We start from the raw sequence: 19,969 nt of genomic DNA on the forward strand, positions 1-19,969 counted from the left end.
GCTATACGCGCGGCACTGAAATCCCGCAGGCACGGGCGGGCCATCCGGGGGAGACATCCCCGCTGGTCCACCGGTTGAAGCAGCCGCTTCTCTCCCCGTGCCAAGGCGCAAACCGGAAAAGGAACGGATATGGCTCTTCCCGAGTTCACTCTCCGTCAGCTTTTGGAAGCTGGCGTTCACTTTGGCCACCAGACGCAACGCTGGAATCCCCGCATGGGCGAATTCATCTACGGCGCGCGCAACGGCATCCACATCATCGACCTGACGCAGACCGTGCCGATGCTCGACGCGGCGCTCAACGTGATCCGCGAAACCGTGGCCAAGAACGGCAGGGTGCTTTTTGTCGGCACCAAGCGGCAGGCGGCGCAGCCGGTGGCCGAGGCGGCCGAGAAATGCGCGCAGTATTACATGAACCACCGCTGGCTGGGTGGCACGCTGACCAACTGGCAGACGGTGTCGAAGTCCATCCAGCGCCTCAAGCAGATCGACGAGGCGCTTGAGACCGGGGCCGAGGGCCTGACCAAGAAAGAGCGTCTGGGCATCGAGCGCGACCAGACCAAGCTTCAGGCCAGCCTTGGCGGTATCCGCGAAATGGGCGGCGTGCCGGATCTCCTGTTCGTCATCGACGTGAAGAAAGAGGCGCTTGCCATTGCCGAGGCCAACAAGCTGGGCATCCCGGTCGTGGCCGTGGTCGATACCAACTGCTCGCCCGACGGGATCGACTATATCATCCCCGGCAATGATGACGCCGCGCGCGCAATCGCGCTGTATTGCGATCTGGCCAGCCGCGCCGCGCTTGACGGCATGTCGGCACAGCTTGGTGCCGCCGGTGTCGATATCGGCGCGCTCGAGACCGCGCCGGTCGAAGAGGTCATCGCCGAGGCCGTCGAGAGCACCGACGCCTGAGCCGTCACGAAACTGTCACGGGCGGCGGGGCATTCCGTCTCCCGTTGACCCGCAATATTTGAGGAGAGCCAAGATATGGCGATCACTGCTGCAATGGTGAAAGAACTGCGCGACAGCACGGGCGCAGGCATGATGGACGCGAAAAAGGCGCTCACCGAAACGGATGGCGACATGGAAGCCGCCGTTGACTGGCTGCGCACCAAGGGGCTGTCGAAAGCGGCCAAGAAATCCGGGCGCACCGCCGCCGAGGGCCTTGTTGCCGTGCGCGTCGAGGGCGGCGTGGGCGTCGCCGTCGAGATCAACTCCGAGACAGATTTCGTCGGCAAGAACGCCGAATTCCAGACGATGGTTGCCGATATCGCCGGGGCCGCGCTTGGCGTATCCGATCTCGAGGCGCTGAACGGGGCCGCGCTGAATGGCAAGACCGTGGCCGATGTCGTCACCGACAAGATCGCCAAGATCGGCGAGAACATGTCGTTGCGCCGCATGGCCCGCATCGAGGGCGCGGGCGTTGTGTCCTACGTGCACAATGCCGCTGCCGAGGGCATGGGCAAGATCGGCGTGCTGGTGGCGTTCGACGGCGACGAGGGCTTTGCCCGCCAGGTCGCGATGCATATCGCCGCGTCCAGCCCTGCTGCGCTTGACGAGGCCGCGCTTGATCCGGCGCTGGTTGAAAAGGAACGCCAGGTCCAGATGGATATCGCACGCGAATCGGGCAAGCCCGAGGCCGTAATCGAAAAGATGATCGTGGGCCGGATGAAGAAATTCATGGCCGAATCGACCCTGCTTGGTCAGGCCTTCGTGATGAATCCCGATCTGACGGTCGAGGCCGCCGCCAAAGAGGCAGGCACCGCGATCACCGGTTTCGTGCGCCTTGAAGTGGGCGAGGGGATCGAGAAGAAGCAGGAAGATTTCGCCGCCGAGGTGGCCAAGGTCGCCCAAGGCTGAGGCTGAACCGCCCCCATGACGATCGCGACAAAGGCCCCCGGTTTCCGGGGGCCTTTTGCGTCTGGCAGCGTCGGGAAAAGAAAGCGGCGGTGCGCCCGAGGACGCACCGCCTTGACCGGTCGATATTGGGGATGAACGACGGTCAAACCGAACCGGCTGCCGACACCGAAAAAAGATGCCGACAGCCGACAGAAAACAGCCCCACGAAACAATATGGGATTAGCAAGCTTTCCAGATGTCCCAGGCCCAAAAGCCACCACTCACGAAACATCACCTATGTGTGACTTTACGCTACGTAATGAAAGTAAGGGATTCCTTACCAATATGCTATCTATCTGAATAAAAACAGAATTATCAATTCACCCTCGATCGAGGATGAATATCTGGTTCTGGAATGCCGCCTTGAGGATCGCCTGCGCGGTGGTCTCCACCGAGAGCGCGCGCCGCGCAAGCCGCAGATGCTTTTCCACCGTGGCGGGGGTCAACCCCATCAACAGGGCGATATCCTGCACGGTTTTGCCGTCGCCGACCCAGTCGAGCACTTCGCGCTGCCGGTCGGTCAGCGGGTGGCGCGGCGAATCGTAGGGCAGGGACATGATGCAGCGATGCGCCACCTTGTTGATCGCGAGGATATCCGCGCCATCGCGCTGCCAGAGCGCGTCCACCTCGGCCTGCGTCATGCCGGCCCGCGCCGTCAGCGCGATCGCCGCCTTCATGCGCGGGCGCAGCGACCGAAAGCTGATGGAATAGCCCGCCGTCACGCCGTGTTTGCGGTTGAAGGCGATGACCGCGCGTTCCTCGGGGGTGAAATCGTCGGTCGCAAACCGTGCCTCGAGAACCGACCACGAGCCCGCGCCGTCATTCTCCAGCGACCAGCGCACCATAGGCGCGTGAAAATACAGCCCGTCATTGACGAACGGCCCGACGTAATCGGGGTCGTGGTTGGTCAGCACCACGAAATCCTCGGGGCAGCCCAGCGAATGGGAGGTGCGGAACTGCGTCGAGCCATAGAGCAGCCGATCAAACCCATAGCCCGCCATCAGCCGCGTATGAGCGTCCCACAGCTCTTCCATCGTGGTGGCATCGAGCAGCCGGTCGAGCACCGCCGGGTCGATCATCCGGCGCGCTCCAGATGACCGCGCATCGCGTCGATCGCCAGCACATAGCCCCGCGCACCAAAGCCGCAGATCACCCCGAGCGCCACGCGGGCGATATAGGAGTGGTGGCGAAATGCCTCGCGGGCGTGGATATTCGACAGATGCAGCTCGATCGCCGGAAGCTCAACCGAGGCGATCGCATCCATCAGCGCCACCGAGGTGTGGGTATAGGCCCCGGCATTGAGGATGATCCCGTCATGGCGGGTCTTGGCCGCGTGGATGAGATCGACAAGCGCGCCTTCGTGATTGCTTTGTGCGAACTCGACCGCGATCCCGTGCGCGTCCGCATGGGCGCGGCACATCGCCTCGATATCGGCCAGCGTTTCGTGGCCATAGACCTCGGGTTGGCGCGTGCCCAGCAGGTTGAGGTTGGGGCCGTTCAGGATCAGGATAGATGCCATGCGAAATCTCCTCGTTACCTCTGTGATACCCTTGTGAGGCACGCGCTGTCGAGGGGATTTCATCTGAACTACATCGTTCAAATATATGATTTCATGTTCAAATCTCCTTGAGCCAACTTTCCGACCATTGTATATTTAACATAATACTGATTATGCGCTAATCAGGTATATCTCCCGTAGCCGCCAACCCGACAGCCCCGCTCACCGGAAACTGCGGTTGCTGACCACCTGCATGCGTTGATCGGGGCATGTATATTGCGCGCGCAGCGGATCGCGGCACGGGGCCTCGATCACCCGCAGCGCCAGCCACGCCGCAAGCCCGGCAAAGATCGCGCCGCCAAGCGCCTGACCGATCAGCACGCCTTCGGCCCCGTAGACGGCCCCCAGCGCCACCGCGAAGGGCCATGTGCCCGCCGTGTGCCGCCCCCAGTTGAGCGTGGTCGAATAGCCCGGATGACCAAGATTGTTGAACGCGGCGTTCGACACGAACAGGATGCCCGCGAGGATCATCGCCGGGGCCAGCGGCCCCATGAACAGGTAAAGCAGGTCGCGCATCTGCCCGGTCGCGCCGAACAGATCGGCCACCGGCGCGCGCAGGCTCACCATCACCACCGAGGCCCCCAGCACATAAATAGCCAGGAAACGCAGCCCCTCGCGGAAGGTGCCCAGCACCCGGTCCATGCGCCCTGCCCCGTAATTCTGCGCGAAAATCGGCCCGAGCGCCCCCGACAGCCCGAAAATCACCGCCGAGACAAAGGGCATCATCCGGTTGATCACCGCCATGCCCGCCACCGCATCCGCGCCGTAACGCGCCATTTCGCGAGTCACGATGGCGGTGCCCACCGGGGTCGCCACGGTGGTGAGCATGGCCGGGAACGCGATCCCGAGCGCATCGCGGAAATCGCGCCGAAAGCAATCCGGGCGCGGCCAGCAAAACGCGCGGTGCCGCCGCTGCGCAAGCACCATCGCCAGCGCGGCGGTGGCCAGCCGCGCCAGAACCGTGGCCATCGCCGCCCCGTCAAGCCCCAGCCCCAGCGCGAAAATCAGGATCGGATCGGCCACGCCATTGACCGCCGCCCCAACCAGCGAGGGCACCATCGCGCCCTTTGCATCGCCATGCGCGCGCAAGGCCGCCACCGCCACCATCGCCAGCCCCGACAGCGCCGTGCTGGGCAGGATGATCCACAGATAGCCCGCCGCGAGGTCCGCCTCGTGCCCGCCCGCGCCGAGAAAGCCAAGGATCGGCCCAAGCATCGGCAGCGCCAGAAGCGGCAGCAGCGCGCCAAAGCCAAGCGCGATCACCGCCGTGCTGGCCGCGTGCTCTGCGGCAAGGCGCGCGTTGTCGCGGCCCAGCCCGCGCGCCACCAGCGCCCCCGCCGCGATCGACAGCCCGATATTGAGCGCGCTGGCAAAAAACATTACCACCCCGGCATAGCCCGCCGCCGCCGCCAGTTCGCTTTGGCCCAGCATCGAGATGAACAGCACATCCATCAGGTCGACGGCGAAAATCGCGGCGATACCGAGGCTCGAGGTGAGCGACATCACCGTGACGTGGCGAAACAGGTTGCCACGGGTAAAGCGTGCGCCGTTTTTGGGCGTGTCGGAGGTATCAGTCAGGGCCATCGTGCAAATCCTTGTTCTGGATGGCTGATATAGCCTCTGCATTCGTGCGGAAAACGCCCCTGATATCACAGGGCATGTGCGAAAATATCAGAGCCGCGCCGCCATCAGATGCACCATCCGCGCCGCCGCCTCGAACCCGAGCGTGCGCAGCGCCGACAGCGCCTCGGCGTGGCTGTCCACGGCGGGCACCGGCAGCGCGTCCTCTTCGCCTGCAAGCAGCGCCTGCGCTGCCGCCGCGCCAAACACCGTGCCCGGCGCGATACCGCGCCCCGAGTAGCCGAACACCGCCAGCCCCTCTTGCCCCAGCCGCAGGATGCGCGGTAGGTGGTCGCCGGTCATGGCGATCCGCCCCGCCCAGACATGCGCGAGCGGCGCATCGGCCAGACGCGGATAGAGCCGCGCCAGCTTGCGCCGTGCCCAGCCCTCGTGGATCGGGCCACCCGCGCCCATGCCGCCCAGGATCACGCGCCCGGCGGCATCGCGGCGCAGCGAGGTCATCACCGGGCCGGTATCCCACGCCCCCTCGCCGCCGGGCAGGATATCCCCGGCGATATTGTGGCCCATAGGCTCGGTCGCGATCTGGAAAAACTGCACCACCGGCAGATCCGGCAATTGCGTGCCCTCGGTGGCGCTGTGATAGGCGTTGGTGGCCACCAGCAGGCGGCGCGCGCGCAGCTTGCCACCACCGGTGCGCAGCACCCAGTGCCCGCCATGGTGCTGGCAGGCGCGCACGGGGCTATTCTCAAAGATCCGCGCCCCGGCGGCGGTGGCGGCGCGGGCAAGGCCGCGCGCATAGGCCAGCGGCTGGATCGTGCCCGCGCGCGGATCAAAAAGCGCACCGTGAAAGCGCGCCGATCCGGTGCGCCGCGCGGCCTCGTCCCGGCCCAGCAGGGTGACCGGGGCACCGCGCGCCTGCGCCTGCACGGCGCGGCGGGTCAGATCGCGCATCCCGCCGGGCGCGTGCGCGAGGTGGAGCGTGCCGTTGCGGCGTGGCTCGCAGGCAATCTCGTGCCGCTCGATCAGGCCGAAAACGCGGTCGGGCGCGGCGGCCAGCGTGGTGTTGAGCGCCTCGCCCGGCCCCTCGCCAAGCTGTTTGGCCACCGTGTCGGGCGGCAGCCACAACCCGGCATTGACAAGGCCCACGTTGCGCCCTGAGCCACCATAACCCACATGCGCCGCTTCGAGCAGCACCACCTCGGCCCCCTGCTCTGCCCCCGCCAGCGCCGCCGACAGCCCGGTATAGCCGCCGCCGATGATCGCCAGGTCGGCGCTGCGCTCGCCTTGAAGGTCGGGCGCGGAAAAAAGCTCTTGGGCGCTGGCCTGCCAGAGCGAGTCTATTTCCGTATTATCGTTTCTTTCCAGATTATTACGCCTTGTTCTTCATGTTCAGAAAAACGCCTGAAGCCCGGTTTGCGCGCGCCCGAGGATGAGCGCGTGAACATCGTGGGTGCCCTCGTAGGTGTTGACCGTCTCGAGGTTGACCATGTGGCGGATGACCTGGAATTCCTCGGAAATACCGTTGCCGCCATGCATGTCGCGGGCGTGGCGGGCGATCTCCAGCGCCTTGCCGCAATTGTTGCGCTTGATGAGGCTGATCATCTCGGGCGCGGCATTGGCCTCGTCCATCAACCGCCCCACCCGCAGCGCCGCCTGAAGGCCAAGCGCGATTTCGGTCTGCATATTGGCAAGCTTGAGCTGGAAAAGCTGCGTTTGCGCCAGCGGGCGGTTGAATTGCCGCCGGTCGAGACCGTATTGCCGCGCGCCATGCCAGCAGAATTCGGCCGCCCCCATCACCCCCCAGGCGATCCCGTAGCGGGCGCGGTTCAAACATCCAAAAGGCCCTTTAAGCCCTTGAACATTCGGCAAAAGCGCGTCTTCGCCCACCTCGACGCCATCCATCACGATCTCGCCCGTGACCGAGGCGCGCAAGGAGAGCTTGCCGCCCAGCTTGGGCGCGCTGAGGCCCGGCGTGCCCCGATCCAGCACAAAGCCGCGAATGCGCCCGTCATGGGCATCGGATTTCGCCCAGATAACAAACACATCGGCTACGGGGCTGTTGGAAATCCACATCTTGGAGCCAGTCAGGCGATAGCCGCCGTCGATCTTTTCGGCGCGGGTCTTCATCCCCGCCGGATCGCTGCCCGCGTCGGGCTCTGTCAGGCCGAAACAGCCGATCAACTCGCCCGAGGCCAGCCCCGGCAGGTATTTGCGGCGCTGGTCCTCGGAGCCGTAGGCATAGATCGGATACATCACCAGCGAGGATTGCACCGACATCATCGAGCGATAGCCGGAATCGACGCGCTCAATCTCGCGGGCGACGAGCCCATAGCTTACGTAATTCGCGCCAAGCCCACCATATTCCTCGGGAATTGTGGTGCCAAGCAGCCCCATCGCGCCCATTTCGCGGAAAATCTCCGGCTCGACCCGTTCTTCGCGATAGGCGGCGATGACGCGCGGTTGCAGCTTTTCCTGCGCGAAATCGCGGGCGCTTTGCGCGATCATCCGCTCCTCTTGCGACAATTGATCGTCAAGGCGCAGCGGATCGGCCCAATCGAAATTGCCAAGATCGGGCGCATCCTTGGCGCGAAGCAGGGGCGTGGGAGCATTCATGGCACTATCCTCAACATTTCAGATGAATTTATGCAAGGATAGACTGGTCAAACCCTTGCGAATAGCGATATTTCCACATGAACCTATGAGCTTTCCGCATGAAAGGCCACCCCATGCCCCTGCCCCGGCGCAGCCTGCCCTCGATCGCGAGTTTGCGCGCGCTGGAGGCGCTCGACCGGTTGGGCAGCGCCACGGCGGCGGCGGCGGAATTGTCTCTGACGCAAAGTGCGGTCAGCAGGCAGTTGAAAACATTGGAAGAGTTTATCGGCCACCCGCTCCTGATCCGGGAGGGGCGCGGCGTGCGGCTGACGCCGGAGGCCGCCGATTACGCCGCGCGCACGCGCGGCGCGCTGGAGCAGATCGCGCAGGCGACCATGCGGATTTCGGTCAATGCGGCGGGCGGCACGCTCAGCCTGGCAATCCTGCCCACCTTCGGGATGCGCTGGCTGGTGCCGCGCCTGCCCGATTTCGCGCATCGTCACCCGGAGGTGACGATCAACCTTTCGACCCGGTTATACCCGTTCAGCTTTGCCTCGGAACCCTTTGATGCAGCAATACATTTCGGAAAACCGGATTGGCCGGGCTGCGGCGCGCTGCGGCTGCGGCGCGAGGCGGTCGTGGCGGTGGCGACGCCTGAATTTCTCGCCCGGCACCGCGCCCTGCGCGCCCCGCGCGACCTGTTGCGCCTGCCGCTTTTGCATATTGGCACGCGCCCCGATGCCTGGGCCGACTGGTTCGCCGCGCAGGGCGTGACCGGCGCGGCCATCAGCGGCACGATCCATGATCAGTTCTCAACCATCCTGCAAGTGGCGCTGCATGGGCTGGGGGTGGCGCTCTTGCCCGATTACCTTGTCGAGCAAGAGCTTGCGACGGGGCGGCTTGTGCCGGTCTGGGGCGGGGCGGTGACGATGCGGGGTGCCTATTACCTGATCTGGCCCGAACGCCGCGCCCATGATGGCGCGCTCAAGGCGTTTCGTGACTGGCTCGCCGGTCAGGCCGAAGATGAGGACGCCCTGCCCCGCTGAACGGCCTCAGCCGAGCGCATAGCCCGCGCCGCGCACAGTGCGCAGCGGATCATCGCCGCCATGCTGGCACAGCGCCTTGCGCAGCCGCCCGATATGCACGTCGACGGTGCGGGTATCGACATAGATATCGCGGCCCCAGACCCGGTCGAGCAATTGCTCGCGCGACCAGACGCGGCCGGGCTTTTCCATGAAGGTGGTGAGCAGGCGAAACTCGGTCGGGCCGAGTTTCAGCGGCTTCTCGCTGCGCGTCACGCGATGGGTTTCGGCGTCGAGCACGATATCCTGATACTCCAGCCGCTCGCCCACGCTGGCGGGCCGGGTGCGGCGCAGTTGCGCGCGCACGCGCGCCATCAGCTCGACCAGCGAATAGGGCTTTATCACGTAATCATCCGCACCGGTTTCCAGCCCGCGCACGCGGTCCACCTCCTCGGAACGCGCCGAGAGCATGATGATCGGGATGGCGCGCGTCTCGGAGCGGGTCTTGAGCTGGCGGCACACCTCGATGCCAGAGACATTGGGCATCATCCAGTCAAGCACGATGATATCGGGCGGGGCCTCGGCCACCATCATCAGGGCCTCCTCGCCATTGCTGGCGGTCAGCACGCGAAAGCCGTCGGCCTCGAGGTTATAGCCCAGAACCTCGCGCTGCGCGGGCTCATCCTCGACCAGAAGCACGGTGGGTTGCTCGGTGGACATTGGCCGTCTCTCCCGTCACGATACCGGCGAAATCGACGGGTCGGTGGAGGTCTTGTCGCTCTTGGGGCGCGGCTCGTCGGGCATCTGGCCCGAGACCAGATAGATGACCTGCTCGGCCACCGAAGTGACGAGATCGCCCATCCGCTCGGTGTTCTTGGCGATGAAATGCAGGTGCATGCAGGGCGTGATGTTACGCGCATCCTCCATCATGAAGGTGAGGAATTCGCGGAAGATGGCATTATACATCTGGTCCACATCCTCGTCGCGACGGATCACCTCTGCGGCCACCTCGGCATCGCGCTGGATATAGGCGTCGAGCACGTCGCGCAGCATTTCCTCGACCTCGCGCGCCATGCGCCGCAGCGCCGCCGGAGAGCCGTTGACCTGCGTCATCGAGGTCAGCACGGCGGTGCGCTTGGCAATGTTCTTGGCGTAATCGCCGATCCGCTCGAGGCTGGCAGAAATCTTGATGACGGTCAGCACCAGCCGCAGATCACCCGCCGCAGGCGCGCGGATCGCCAAGAGGCGCGCGGCCTCTTCGTTGATCTCTTCCTCGAGCGCGTCGATTTCGCGGTCGCGGTGGCGCACCTCCTCGGCCAGTTCCTCGTCGCGCGTCTCAAGCGAGCGCGCGGCATCGGCGATGGCGCGCTCGACCATGCCGCCCATCTTCATGATCTGGGCCTGGATGGTTTCAAGATCGCGGTCAAACGAGGACACGATATGCTTTTCACTCATGGGGGTTCCTCCGCCGACTGCTCACTCTTTGATGCCGTGTAGCTCTGTTGGACAACAGGAATGTTAAAGTTTTGCAACAGATTTGTGACATCAAACAGCGGCGCGCCTCTCACCCGTCCCAGCGCGGCAGGATTACGCTGAAATTGCTGCCCTCGCCGGGCTCGGAGGCGATGCGCAGTCGCCCGCGATGACGGTTAACGATGTGCTTGACGATGGCAAGGCCCAGCCCGGTGCCGCCCATCTCGCGCGATCGGTGGGTGTCGACGCGGTAAAACCGCTCTGTCAGGCGCGGGATATGCAGCGGGTCGATGCCGGGGCCACGGTCGCGCACCGTCACAGCAATCGCCGGGCCGCGCAGCGTGACATCGTCGGGATGCGGCGCGAGGGTGATTTCCACGCGATTGTCTGCCCCGCCATATTTGATGGCATTCTCCACCAGGTTGGTGAACACCTGCTGAAGCTGATCGGCATTGCCGGGCACCAGACAGGCCTCGGTGGGGGCAAAGCGCAGCGCGCAGCCGCGTTCGCGCGCGAGCGGGCGCAGCATGGTCACCACCGTGCCGATGACACCGGCAAGGTCCACCGGGTCGCGCGGACGCACGCGCTCCTCGCCCTCGACCCGGCTCAGCGACAGCAGGTCGCGCACCAGCCGCTCCATCCGCGCCGCCTCGCGCGCCATGATCGTGAGGAACCGGTCAATGGCGGCCTCGTCGCGGCGCGCAGGCCCTTGCAGCGTCTCGATAAAGCCCATGAGCGCGGTCAGCGGCGTGCGCAATTCATGGCTCACATTGGCGACGAAATCGCGCCGCATCTGCGCCGCCTGCTCGCGTTCGGTCAGATCCTCGAACGAGACCAGCACGCCGCGCGCGCGCGCATCGACCGTAACCGCGACCCCGGCGACATGGGCGCGAAAGGTGCTGTCGCGGCCATCCTGCGCGGTTTGGTAGGTGATGCTGCGCGGGATGTCATCTGCGGCCGTGGCCTCGATGGCGGCGCGCAGGTCGGGCTGGCGCATCGCGGTGAGGAAATGACGCCCCTCGATCGCCTGGCCCAGCATCTCGCGCGCCGCCCGGTTGGCCGCAACGATGCGCGCATCAGGCCCGACCAGCACCGCCGCGACGGGCAGGCCCGAGAGCAGCGAGGCCAGCACCTCCATGACCGCTCAGACCTCGCTCAGTCCGGCGCGAAAGCGGCGCATGTTGTCCTGGTAATGCAGCGCGCTGGCGCGCAGCCCGGCAATGGCCGCCGCATCAAGGCTGCGCACCACCCGCCCCGGCGCGCCCATCACGAGGCTGCCATCGGGGATCTCCTTGCCCTCGGTCACCAGCGCCCCCGCCCCGATCAGGCAATCGCGCCCGATGACCGCGCCGTTGAGCACGGTGGCCCCCATCCCGATAAGGCTGTTTTCGCCGATGGTGCAGCCGTGCAGCATTGCCTTGTGGCCGATGGTGCAGCCCGGCCCGATACTTAGCGGATAGCCCATATCGGTGTGCAGCACGCAGTTTTCCTGCACATTGCTGCCCGCGCCCACGCGGATCTCCTCGTTGTCGCCGCGCAGCGTCGCGCCGAACCAGACCGAGGCCCCGGCCCCGATCATCACGGCGCCGATCACGTTGGCATCGGGCGCGATCCAGCTATCGGGGTCGGTCTGCGGGGCGATCCCGTCCAGGGCATAAAGCGTCATAGCGTTTCCTCGAATTCGGTTTGCAGGCGGCGGACATGGTCGTTGAGCCAGGGCTGTTGTGTGCGGCGCAGGCGGGTGGCCTCGATGATGGTGCGCAGACGCGCCTCGCTGGTGTCAAGATCGTCGTTGACCAGCACGAAATCATAGCTGTCCCAATGGCTGATCTCGTCCCAGCTTTTCTGCATCCGCCGCGCGATCACCTCGGGCGCGTCCTTGCCGCGCTCCTGAAGCCTGCGGTGCAATTCGCGGATCGAGGGCGGCAGCAGGAAGATCGACAGCGTGTGCCCGCCAAGCGCCGAGTTGCGGATCTGCTGCGCGCCCTGCCAGTCGATGTCAAAGAGCACATCGCGGCCCGCGTCGATGGCGGCCTGCACCGGGCCCTGCGGCGAGCCGTAGAAATTGCCGAAGACATGGGCGTGTTCCAGCATCTCTCCCGCCGCGACCTGCCGCTTGAACTCTTCCTCGCGCAGGAAATGGTAATCCACCCCGTCCACCTCGCCCTCGCGCGGCGCGCGGGTGGTGGCCGAGACCGAAAAGCCCAGCGTCTCATCCCACGCCAGAAGCCGCCGCGACAGCGTGGACTTGCCCGCACCCGACGGCGATGAGAGGATAATCAGGAGGCCCCGCCGATCCGTCATCGCGCGCCCCCCGGCATCTTCTTCTTGGTCCAAATACCCATGTCCCCCCTCTCCGCTCATTCCACGTTCTGGATCTGCTCGCGCATCTGGTCGATCACGGTCTTGAGGTCCAGCCCCACCGCCGTCAGCCCCGCGTGCTGCGCCTTGGAGCACAGCGTGTTGGCCTCGCGCATGAATTCCTGCGCCAGAAAATCGAGCTTGCGCCCGACGGGCGAGCCCTGCGCCAAGAGGGCGCGCGCCGCCGCCACATGGGCGCGCAGGCGGTCAAGCTCTTCGGTCACGTCAAGGCGCACCGCGACCAGCGCCAGTTCCTGCGCGATGCGGTCTGGATCGGCCTGCGCGGCGTGCTCGGTGACGCGCGCAAGCGCCGCGCGATGCGCCTGCGCGATGGTCTCGGCGCGCGCGTCGAGCGCGTCGGTGGCGGCACCGGTCAGCGCCTCGATCCGGTCGATCTGGCCGCCTAGAACCGCGCCAAGCGCCGCGCCCTCGGCCTCGCGCATGGCCGTGAACTCGGCCAGCAGCGCCTCGAAATCGGCGGTGAGGGCGGGGGTGATCTCGTCCAGCCCGGCGGCCTCGGTGCCCTCGCTGCCCACCTCGAGCAAGCCGCGCAGCGCCAGCACCTGCGCCGCCGTCGATGGCCCCAGCGTCAGGCCGCGCGCATCGGCGCAGCACTCGGTCTCGGCCAGCGCCGCGAGCGCCACATCGAGCGCCTCGGCGTCGAGCGTCAGCGCGCCCGCTGCCCTTGTGTCGCGAAGGCGCAGCATCACCGTCACGTTGCCGCGCGCCAGCCGCTTGGCCGCGGTCGCGCGTAGCGGGGCCTCCAGCGCCTCGGCCCCCTCGGGCAGGCGCAGCCGCAGATCGAGCCCCTTGCCGTTGACGCCGCGCATCTCCCATGTCCAGTCGCGCGTGGCGTGGCTGCCGCTGCGCGTGGCGAAGGCGGTCATCGAGCGGAGCATGGTTGGCGGGCCTTTCCTTGGGCGCTGTTGCCCCCTGTTAGCCATTGCGCGCAGGGCTGGCAAGCACGCGGCCCGCCTGCTTTCGGCGCAATCCCGGCCCCGCGAGGGTTAACCAGATGCCGCGAATTTTAGATACATGCGAGGCAAATTATGGCACTCTTGATGCACCGTCCGATGGTGCAGGCGCGGCGTTACCCGCAATCGCGGATCGTGGCCAGCGCGCGCAGGGCGGTAGCGGCACGCGGGGGCGTGAGGGGGCGAGGAAGGGGCAGGATCATGTGGGACGATCACAAGGAAACCGGCGAGTTGACCGCCGACAGCCACGACGTGAAAGCGGAGACAGGCATCGAGGCCCAGTTGCGCGCCTTTCGCGCCCATTGGCAGGCGTGCCGCCACGGCCATGACGTGCCCCGGCGCGCCGATATCGACCCGCGCGGAATCGAGCCCCTGATTTCCAGCGCCTTCATCGCCGAACGCATCGCGCCCGGCGTGGTGCGGTTGCGGGTGGCAGGGATGCAGCTCAACGACCTGATGGGCATGGAGGTGCGCGGAATGCCGCTGGCCTGTTTCATCGCGCCCGGCGATCGCGACGCTTTTGGCCTGCGGCTGGTGGATCTCTTCGACGGGCCCGCGATCCTGCGCATGGCGTTGCACAGCCGCCGGGGGCTGGGACGGCCCGCGCTGTTGGCCACGCTGATGATGCTGCCGCTGCGCAGCGACCTGGGCGATATCTCGCGCACGCTGGGCTGTCTGGTCGCGCATGGGCCCATCGGGCGCAGCCCGCGCCGCTTTGCCATCGCGCAGACCGAGGTGCTGCCGCTTGATGGTGCCGCGCGCCACCGCGCCCCGATGCTGCGCGCGGTGGCGGGCGGCGCGGTGCGGCGCGCCCCCGGCCCGCGCGACCGCGCCCACCTGCGGCTGGTTACCTGAGGATCAGCCCGGATTTCAGCCCGCCTGCGCCGCGCCCATATGCTGGCGCAGGCCCTTGAGTTCCTCGGCGACGAGAAAGGCAAGCTCCAGCGACTGGCTGGCATTCAGCCGCGGATCGCAGGCGGTGTGATAGCGCGCCGACAGGCTTTCCTCCGATAGCGCGCGCATGCCCCCGGTGCATTCGGTCACGTCCTGCCCGGTCATCTCGAAATGCACGCCGCCGGGGATGGTGCCCTCGGCGCGGTGGATGGCAAAGAACTCCTGCACCTCGCGCAGCACCGCATCAAAGGGCCGGGTCTTGTAGCCGGAGGCCGATTTGATCGTGTTGCCATGCATCGGATCGCAGACCCAGAGCACACGCGCGCCCTCTTCCTCGACCGTGCGGATAAGGCGCGGCAGGTTCTCGCCCACCTTGCCCGCCCCGAATCGCGCAATGAGCGTCAGCCGCCCGGCCTCGTTCTCGGGGTTGAGCGTGGCCAGAAGCCGCTTGAGATCCTCGGATGTCATGGTCGGGCCGCATTTGAGGCCGACGGGATTTTGCACCCCGCGCAGGAATTCCACATGCGCGCCATCCGGCTGGCGCGTGCGGTCGCCGATCCAGAGCATGTGGCCAGACCCCGCCAGCCACTTCCCGGAGGTCGAATCGAGCCGGCACAGCGCCTCTTCGTATTCCAGCAACAGACCCTCATGCGAGGTGTAGAAATCCACCGATTTGAGCGTGTGCGCGCTGTCACTGTCGACGCCCGCCGCCTTCATGAAATCGAGCGCGTCGGCGATGTGACCGGCCATCTCGCGGTAGCGCGCGGCCTTCTCGCTCTCGGTGAAGCCCAGCGTCCATTGGTGGACCTGGTGCATATCGGCATAGCCGCCCGTGGAGAAGGCGCGCAGCAGGTTCAGCGTGGCGGCGGCCTGCGTATAGGCCTGCAACATCTTTTCGGGCGCGGGAATGCGCGCCTCGGGCGTGAAGGGCAGATCGTTTATGATATCGCCGCGATAGCTGGGCAGCTCGACCCCGTCCACCACCTCTGTGGGGGCCGAGCGCGGTTTGGCGAATTGGCCTGCCATGCGCCCCACCTTGACCACGGGCACCTTGGCCCCGTAGGTCAGCACCATCGCCATTTGCAGCATCACCTTGAACGTGTCGCGAATCGCATCGGCGCTGAACTGATCGAACGCCTCGGCACAATCGCCGCCCTGGAGCAGAAACGCCTCGCCGCGCGAGGCGGCCCCGAGCGCGCGCTTGAGGCGGCGCGCCTCACCGGCAAAGACCAGCGGCGGATACTGGCGCAGGCGGTCCTCAACGCGGGCCAGCGCCTCTGCATCGGGATAATCCGGCATCTGCACCCGCTCTTTCGCGCGCCAGCCGGTTTTCTGCCACTCCGTCATCGTCGGTCTCCGCCTTGTCATTCGGTATTCGATCAAGATTCTATATAAGCGACACGAAAGGCAGAGACCAGAAGCGGTTTTGGTTGAAATACGACATGGCTCACGCGTGTTTGGCTTGTGAATCGCGACAGTTTGGTGACAGTGGGGCCCGAGCGATGCGAGAGGGGGGGGCGCATGTCGGATGTCGTGACAGTCAAGGTGGATGTGCCCCGCGCGCCGACGCGGTTCGTGTTCGTGCTGCTCGATCAGTTCACCCTGCTGAGTTTCGCGGGCGCGCTGGAATGCCTGCGTATCGCCAACCGCATGGCGGGGGCACAGCTTTATACCTGGGCACTGACCGGCGAGACCGAGGATGTGGTGACCTGCTCCAACGGGGTGCGGTTTCACGTCGATATGCCGCTTGGGGAACTCAGCCGCGAGGATGTTGTGGTCCTGTGCGGCGGCGTCGATATCCAGCGCACGGCGACCAAAAGGATGCTCAACTGGCTGCGCCGCGAGGCGCGCCGGGGCTTGCGCATCGCGGGCCTGTGCACGGCATCCTATGTGCTGGCCAAGGCCGGGCTGCTCGATGGCAAGCGCGCGACGATCCATTGGGAGAACCACGATGCCTTTCTCGAGGAATTCGAGGAAGTGACGCTCACCAAGTCGATCTTTGTCATCGACGGCAACCGCATGACCACGGCGGGCGGCACCGCGTCGATTGACCTGATGCTGAGCCTGATTGCCGACGAACATGGCGAAAAGCTTGCCAATGCGGTGGCCGATCAGCAGATCTATTCCACGATCCGCACCGATCAGGACACGCAGCGCCTGTCTGTGCCCACCCGCATCGGCGTGCGCCACCCCAAGCTAAGCCAGGTCATCCAGATGATGGAGGGCAATATCGAGGAGCCGATCAGCCCCTCGATCCTCGCGCGCGAGGTGGGCATGTCCACGCGCCAGCTTGAGCGGCTTTTCCGCCGCTACCTGAGCCGCAGCCCCAAGCGCTATTACATGGAATTGCGCCTGCAAAAGGCGCGCAACCTATTGATGCAGACCGATATGACGGTCATCAACGTGGCGCTGGCCTGCGGCTTTGCCTCGCCGTCGCATTTCTCCAAATGTTACCGCGCGCATTACCAGACCACGCCCTATCGCGAGCGCGGCACGCATGGTGCGCGGCTATCGGTGTAAGCCGCTTTCTTGAAAAGAAAGCGGTCCGAAATCTTTTGAAGATTTCGGGGCAGGATCGGCAGTCATGGCGTGATCCGGTAGGCCGCGCCATTGCCCACGCTGAGAAACCAGATGCTGCCATCGGGGGCCTCGCGGATATCACGCAGGCGCGCCGTGTGGGGCGATTTCAGGCGCTCGATCTCGCGCAGGGGCTGGCCTGCGAGATGCGAGATCAGCCCGAACTTGAGCGAGCCCACAAAGACATGCCCGCGCCATTCGGGCCAGAGAGCGCCCGAATAGATCATCATCCCCGAGGGCGCGATTGACGGGTCCCAGTAGAATGCGGGCTGTTCCATGCCCTCCTTGTGGGTGCCCTCGCCGATCCTCTCGCCGGAATAGTGCTGCCCGTAGGAGATGACCGGCCAGCCGTAATTGGCACCGCGCCGGATGCGGTTGATCTCGTCGCCGCCCTTTGCGCCGTGCTCGACCACCCAGAGCCGCCCCTCGGGATCGAGCGCCGCGCCCTGCGGGTTGCGGTGGCCCCAGGACCAGATCGCGGGCCGCGCGCCGGGCGTGACGGTAAACGGATTGTCTGCCGGGATGCTGCCGTCGCGATTGATGCGGATCACCGATCCGTTCTCGCGCGTCAGATCCTGCGCCGACGGACGGTCGCCGCGCTCGCCGATGGTGGCGTAAAGCGTGTCATCCGCCCCCTCGACCAGCCGCGAGCCGAAATGCCGCCCGCCCGACGAGCCGGGGGCCATCTCGAAAATCACGCGCCAGTCGCTCAGCCGTGTGGCATCCTGCGAAAGCTGCGCGCGCGCCACCGCCGTGCCCTCGCCCTCGGCTTGCGCCTTGGCATAGGTGAAAAACAGCGTGCGCGTGGCTGCGAAATCGCGCGGCACCAGCACGTCGAGCAAGCCGCCCTGCCCGCGCGCGGCAACCTCTGGCACGCCTGTCACCGCGCGCGTCTTGCCGTCGTGGTGCAGCAGCAACCGCCCGTCCCGTTCGGTCACCAGCACCCCGCCACCGGGGAGAAAGCCAAGCGCCCAGGGCTCTTCCAGCCCCGCGATCATGCGGGTGACGGTGACCGGGCCGTCGCGGGTCTCCATGGCCTGCGCAGGAAACGTCAAGAGGATCGTCAGGAGGGCGGCAAGGCGGATCATGTCGGGTCTCCTTTGCTCTGTCAGGCGCGCTTGTCCCTCACCTGCCCCAGCCCCATGAGCGCGAGCACCCGCGCCTCGATATCCGTGGCCGAGAGGCGCGCGGTGGCATACATGTCCGCGGCGCTGGCCTGGTCGATGAAACTGTCGGGAAGCACCATCGAACGGAACCGGAAGCCTCGGTCAAATACCTCAGCTTCGGCCAGCAACTGGCTGACATGGCTAGCAAATCCGCCAATCGCGCCTTCCTCGATGGTGAGCATCGCCTCGTGGGTTTCCGCCAGGTTCAGGATCAGGTCGCGGTCGAGCGGCTTGGCGAAGCGGGCATCCGCCACGGTGGGGGTGATCCCGCGCGCGGCCAATGCCTCGCAGGCGCGCATCACCTCTGAAAGCCGCGTGCCAAAGGACAGGATCGCCACGCCCGCCCCCTCGCGGATCACGCGACCCTTGCCAATCTCAAGCGGCACGCCGCGTTCGGGCATCTCCACGCCGGTGCCCTCGCCACGCGGATAGCGGAACGCGATGGGGCCGGTATCGTGGCGCGCGGCGGTGGCGACCATGTGTTTGAGTTCCGCCTCGTCGGCGGCGGCCATCACCACAAAGCCGGGCAGGTTCGAGAGGAACGCGATATCGAACGCGCCCGCGTGGGTCGCCCCGTCCGCGCCGACAAGCCCGGCGCGATCAATGGCGAAACGCACCGGCAGGCGCTGAATGGCCACGTCATGCACCACCTGGTCATAGCCGCGTTGCAGAAAGGTGGAATAGAGCGTGCAAAAGGGCCGCATCCCCCCCGCCGCAAGACCGGCGGAGAACGTCACCGCGTGCTGTTCGGCAATGCCCACATCGAAAAGCCGCGAGGGGTAGCGCTCGGCAAAGAGGTTCAGCCCCGTTCCATCGGGCATCGCCGCCGTCACCGCGCAAATGCGCGGATCGTCCGCCGCCTCGGCCAGAAGCGCATCGGCAAAGACGCGGGTATAGCTCGGCGCGTTCGACGGGGCCTTGTGCTGCTTGCCGGTGACGAGGTCGAATTTCGCCGTCGCGTGGCCGCCATCGCGCGCGGCCTCGGCGGGGGCATAGCCCTTGCCCTTCTTGGTCAGCACATGGATGAGCATCGGCCCGGTCGCGCGATCCTTGACCGTGCGCAAGACCGGCAGGAGCTGATCGAGATCGTGGCCGTCGATGGGGCCTAGATAGCTGAAGCCCAACTCCTCGAAGAGCGTGCCGCCGACGGCCAACCCCTTGAGCATGTCCTTGGCGCGGCGCGCGCCCTCCTGAAAGGGCGGCGGCAGCATCGAGATCGCGCCCTTGGCGGCGGCCTTGAAATCCTGGAACGGCGCGCCCGCGTAAAGCCGCGACAGATAGGCCGAGAGCGCGCCGACGGGGGGCGCGATCGACATTTCGTTGTCGTTGAGGATCACGATCAGGCGCTTCTTAAGGTGACCCGCGTTGTTGAGCGCCTCGAAGGCCATGCCCGCCGACATCGCCCCGTCGCCAATGACCGCGATGGCATCGCCATGGCCGGTCTCGCAGGCACCACCCAGATCGCGCGCCACGGCAAAGCCGAGCGCCGCGCTGATCGAGGTGGAGCTATGCGCCGCGCCGAACGGATCGTAGGGGGATTCGGATCGCTTGGTGAAGCCCGACAGCCCGTCCTTTTGCCGCAGGGTTCGGATACGGTCGCGCCGCCCGGTGAGGATCTTGTGCGGGTAGCACTGGTGCGACACGTCCCAGATGATCTTGTCGCGCGGCGCGTCAAAGACATGGTGCAGCGCCACGGTCAGTTCGACCACGCCCAGCCCTGCGCCCAGATGGCCGCCGGTTTCCGAGACCGCCGCGATGGTCTCGGCGCGCAATTCGCGGGCAAGCTGCGGCAGTTGCGCATCGCTCAGCCGTTTGAGATCGGCAGGGATGTGCACCTGATCCAGAAGCGGTGTCTGTGGTCTGTCGGACATGAAACCC

General features: G+C 66.1%; 19 protein-coding genes. 5 read left to right on the forward strand and 14 right to left on the reverse strand.

Annotated features, from left to right (window positions below; all coding sequences use genetic code 11):
- Positions 1–129 precede the first annotated feature (129 nt).
- Positions 130–906: a 30S ribosomal protein S2 gene (gene rpsB, locus ABIE58_RS01440; RefSeq protein WP_354542890.1), complete on the forward strand. Its 777-nt coding sequence runs from the start codon at positions 130–132 to the stop codon at positions 904–906.
- A gap of 75 nt (positions 907–981) precedes the next feature.
- Positions 982–1,854 (forward strand): translation elongation factor Ts, encoded by an 873-nt coding sequence (tsf, locus tag ABIE58_RS01445; RefSeq protein WP_354542891.1) that lies wholly within the window; start codon positions 982–984, stop codon positions 1,852–1,854.
- Positions 1,855–2,213: 359 nt separating this feature from the next.
- On the opposite strand, the gene ABIE58_RS01450 is transcribed toward tsf, so the two are convergent.
- The 5 genes from ABIE58_RS01450 to ABIE58_RS01470 all read right to left on the reverse strand — a co-directional run bounded on the left by ABIE58_RS01450 (position 2,214) and on the right by ABIE58_RS01470 (position 7,645).
- Positions 2,214–2,972: a LuxR family transcriptional regulator gene (locus tag ABIE58_RS01450; RefSeq protein WP_354542892.1), complete on the reverse strand. Its 759-nt coding sequence runs from the start codon at positions 2,970–2,972 to the stop codon at positions 2,214–2,216.
- Entirely contained in the window at positions 2,969–3,412 is a 444-nt protein-coding gene (gene aroQ, locus ABIE58_RS01455; RefSeq protein WP_354542893.1) for a type II 3-dehydroquinate dehydratase, read from the reverse strand. The genes ABIE58_RS01450 and aroQ overlap by 4 nt, the downstream gene beginning before the upstream one ends.
- A gap of 201 nt (positions 3,413–3,613) precedes the next feature.
- Positions 3,614–5,035, reverse strand: coding sequence for an MATE family efflux transporter (locus ABIE58_RS01460; RefSeq protein ID WP_354542894.1), 1,422 nt, complete (start codon positions 5,033–5,035; stop codon positions 3,614–3,616).
- Between the two features lie 87 nt (positions 5,036–5,122).
- Complete coding sequence (locus ABIE58_RS01465) at positions 5,123–6,373, reverse strand: NAD(P)/FAD-dependent oxidoreductase (RefSeq protein WP_502950052.1); 1,251 nt, start codon at positions 6,371–6,373, stop codon at positions 5,123–5,125.
- Positions 6,374–6,421: 48 nt separating this feature from the next.
- On the reverse strand, positions 6,422–7,645 hold the full coding sequence (locus ABIE58_RS01470; RefSeq protein WP_354542895.1) for an acyl-CoA dehydrogenase: 1,224 nt from the start codon (positions 7,643–7,645) through the stop codon (positions 6,422–6,424).
- A gap of 113 nt (positions 7,646–7,758) precedes the next feature.
- Here ABIE58_RS01470 and ABIE58_RS01475 point away from each other — a divergent pair, with 113 nt between their 5' ends.
- Positions 7,759–8,670, forward strand: coding sequence for a LysR substrate-binding domain-containing protein (locus ABIE58_RS01475; protein WP_354542929.1), 912 nt, complete (start codon positions 7,759–7,761; stop codon positions 8,668–8,670).
- Positions 8,671–8,676: 6 nt separating this feature from the next.
- Here the strand turns inward: ABIE58_RS01475 and phoB are convergent, their stop codons facing one another.
- From phoB to ABIE58_RS01505, 6 genes are all read right to left on the reverse strand, one after another.
- Positions 8,677–9,366, reverse strand: a complete 690-nt coding sequence (phoB, locus tag ABIE58_RS01480; RefSeq protein ID WP_354542896.1) for a phosphate regulon transcriptional regulator PhoB — start codon at positions 9,364–9,366, stop codon at positions 8,677–8,679.
- A gap of 15 nt (positions 9,367–9,381) precedes the next feature.
- Positions 9,382–10,101, reverse strand: coding sequence for a phosphate signaling complex protein PhoU (phoU, locus tag ABIE58_RS01485; RefSeq protein ID WP_354542897.1), 720 nt, complete (start codon positions 10,099–10,101; stop codon positions 9,382–9,384).
- 109 nt (positions 10,102–10,210) lie between these two features.
- Positions 10,211–11,257: a sensor histidine kinase gene (locus ABIE58_RS01490; protein ID WP_354542898.1), complete on the reverse strand. Its 1,047-nt coding sequence runs from the start codon at positions 11,255–11,257 to the stop codon at positions 10,211–10,213.
- Positions 11,258–11,263: 6 nt separating this feature from the next.
- Positions 11,264–11,785 (reverse strand): gamma carbonic anhydrase family protein, encoded by a 522-nt coding sequence (locus ABIE58_RS01495; RefSeq protein ID WP_354542899.1) that lies wholly within the window; start codon positions 11,783–11,785, stop codon positions 11,264–11,266.
- Complete coding sequence (gene gmk / locus ABIE58_RS01500) at positions 11,782–12,423, reverse strand: guanylate kinase (protein WP_354542900.1); 642 nt, start codon at positions 12,421–12,423, stop codon at positions 11,782–11,784. The genes ABIE58_RS01495 and gmk overlap by 4 nt, the downstream gene beginning before the upstream one ends.
- Positions 12,424–12,479: 56 nt before the next feature.
- Positions 12,480–13,379 (reverse strand): YicC/YloC family endoribonuclease, encoded by a 900-nt coding sequence (locus tag ABIE58_RS01505; RefSeq protein WP_354542901.1) that lies wholly within the window; start codon positions 13,377–13,379, stop codon positions 12,480–12,482.
- 276 nt (positions 13,380–13,655) lie between these two features.
- Between ABIE58_RS01505 and ABIE58_RS01510 the strand changes: the two genes are divergently transcribed.
- Positions 13,656–14,309 (forward strand): PAS domain-containing protein, encoded by a 654-nt coding sequence (locus ABIE58_RS01510; RefSeq protein ID WP_354542902.1) that lies wholly within the window; start codon positions 13,656–13,658, stop codon positions 14,307–14,309.
- A gap of 15 nt (positions 14,310–14,324) precedes the next feature.
- On the opposite strand, the gene ABIE58_RS01515 is transcribed toward ABIE58_RS01510, so the two are convergent.
- Entirely contained in the window at positions 14,325–15,695 is a 1,371-nt protein-coding gene (locus ABIE58_RS01515) for a class II 3-deoxy-7-phosphoheptulonate synthase (RefSeq protein ID WP_354542903.1), read from the reverse strand.
- A gap of 174 nt (positions 15,696–15,869) precedes the next feature.
- Between ABIE58_RS01515 and ABIE58_RS01520 the strand changes: the two genes are divergently transcribed.
- Positions 15,870–16,868, forward strand: a complete 999-nt coding sequence (locus ABIE58_RS01520; RefSeq protein WP_354542904.1) for a GlxA family transcriptional regulator — start codon at positions 15,870–15,872, stop codon at positions 16,866–16,868.
- A 62-nt stretch (positions 16,869–16,930) separates the two neighbouring features.
- Here the strand turns inward: ABIE58_RS01520 and ABIE58_RS01525 are convergent, their stop codons facing one another.
- Together ABIE58_RS01525 and dxs are read right to left on the reverse strand one after the other, a co-directional pair.
- On the reverse strand, positions 16,931–18,013 hold the full coding sequence (locus ABIE58_RS01525) for a PQQ-dependent sugar dehydrogenase (RefSeq protein ID WP_354542905.1): 1,083 nt from the start codon (positions 18,011–18,013) through the stop codon (positions 16,931–16,933).
- A 20-nt stretch (positions 18,014–18,033) separates the two neighbouring features.
- Positions 18,034–19,962 carry a 1-deoxy-D-xylulose-5-phosphate synthase gene (gene dxs / locus ABIE58_RS01530; RefSeq protein ID WP_354542906.1) on the reverse strand — a complete coding sequence of 643 codons (1,929 nt, stop codon included), beginning with the start codon at positions 19,960–19,962 and terminating at the stop codon, positions 18,034–18,036.
- Between the last annotated feature and the right edge of the window lie 7 nt (positions 19,963–19,969).

The organism is Roseovarius sp. MBR-78, assembly GCF_040547535.1.
Classification (GTDB): Bacteria; Pseudomonadota; Alphaproteobacteria; order Rhodobacterales; family Rhodobacteraceae; genus Roseovarius.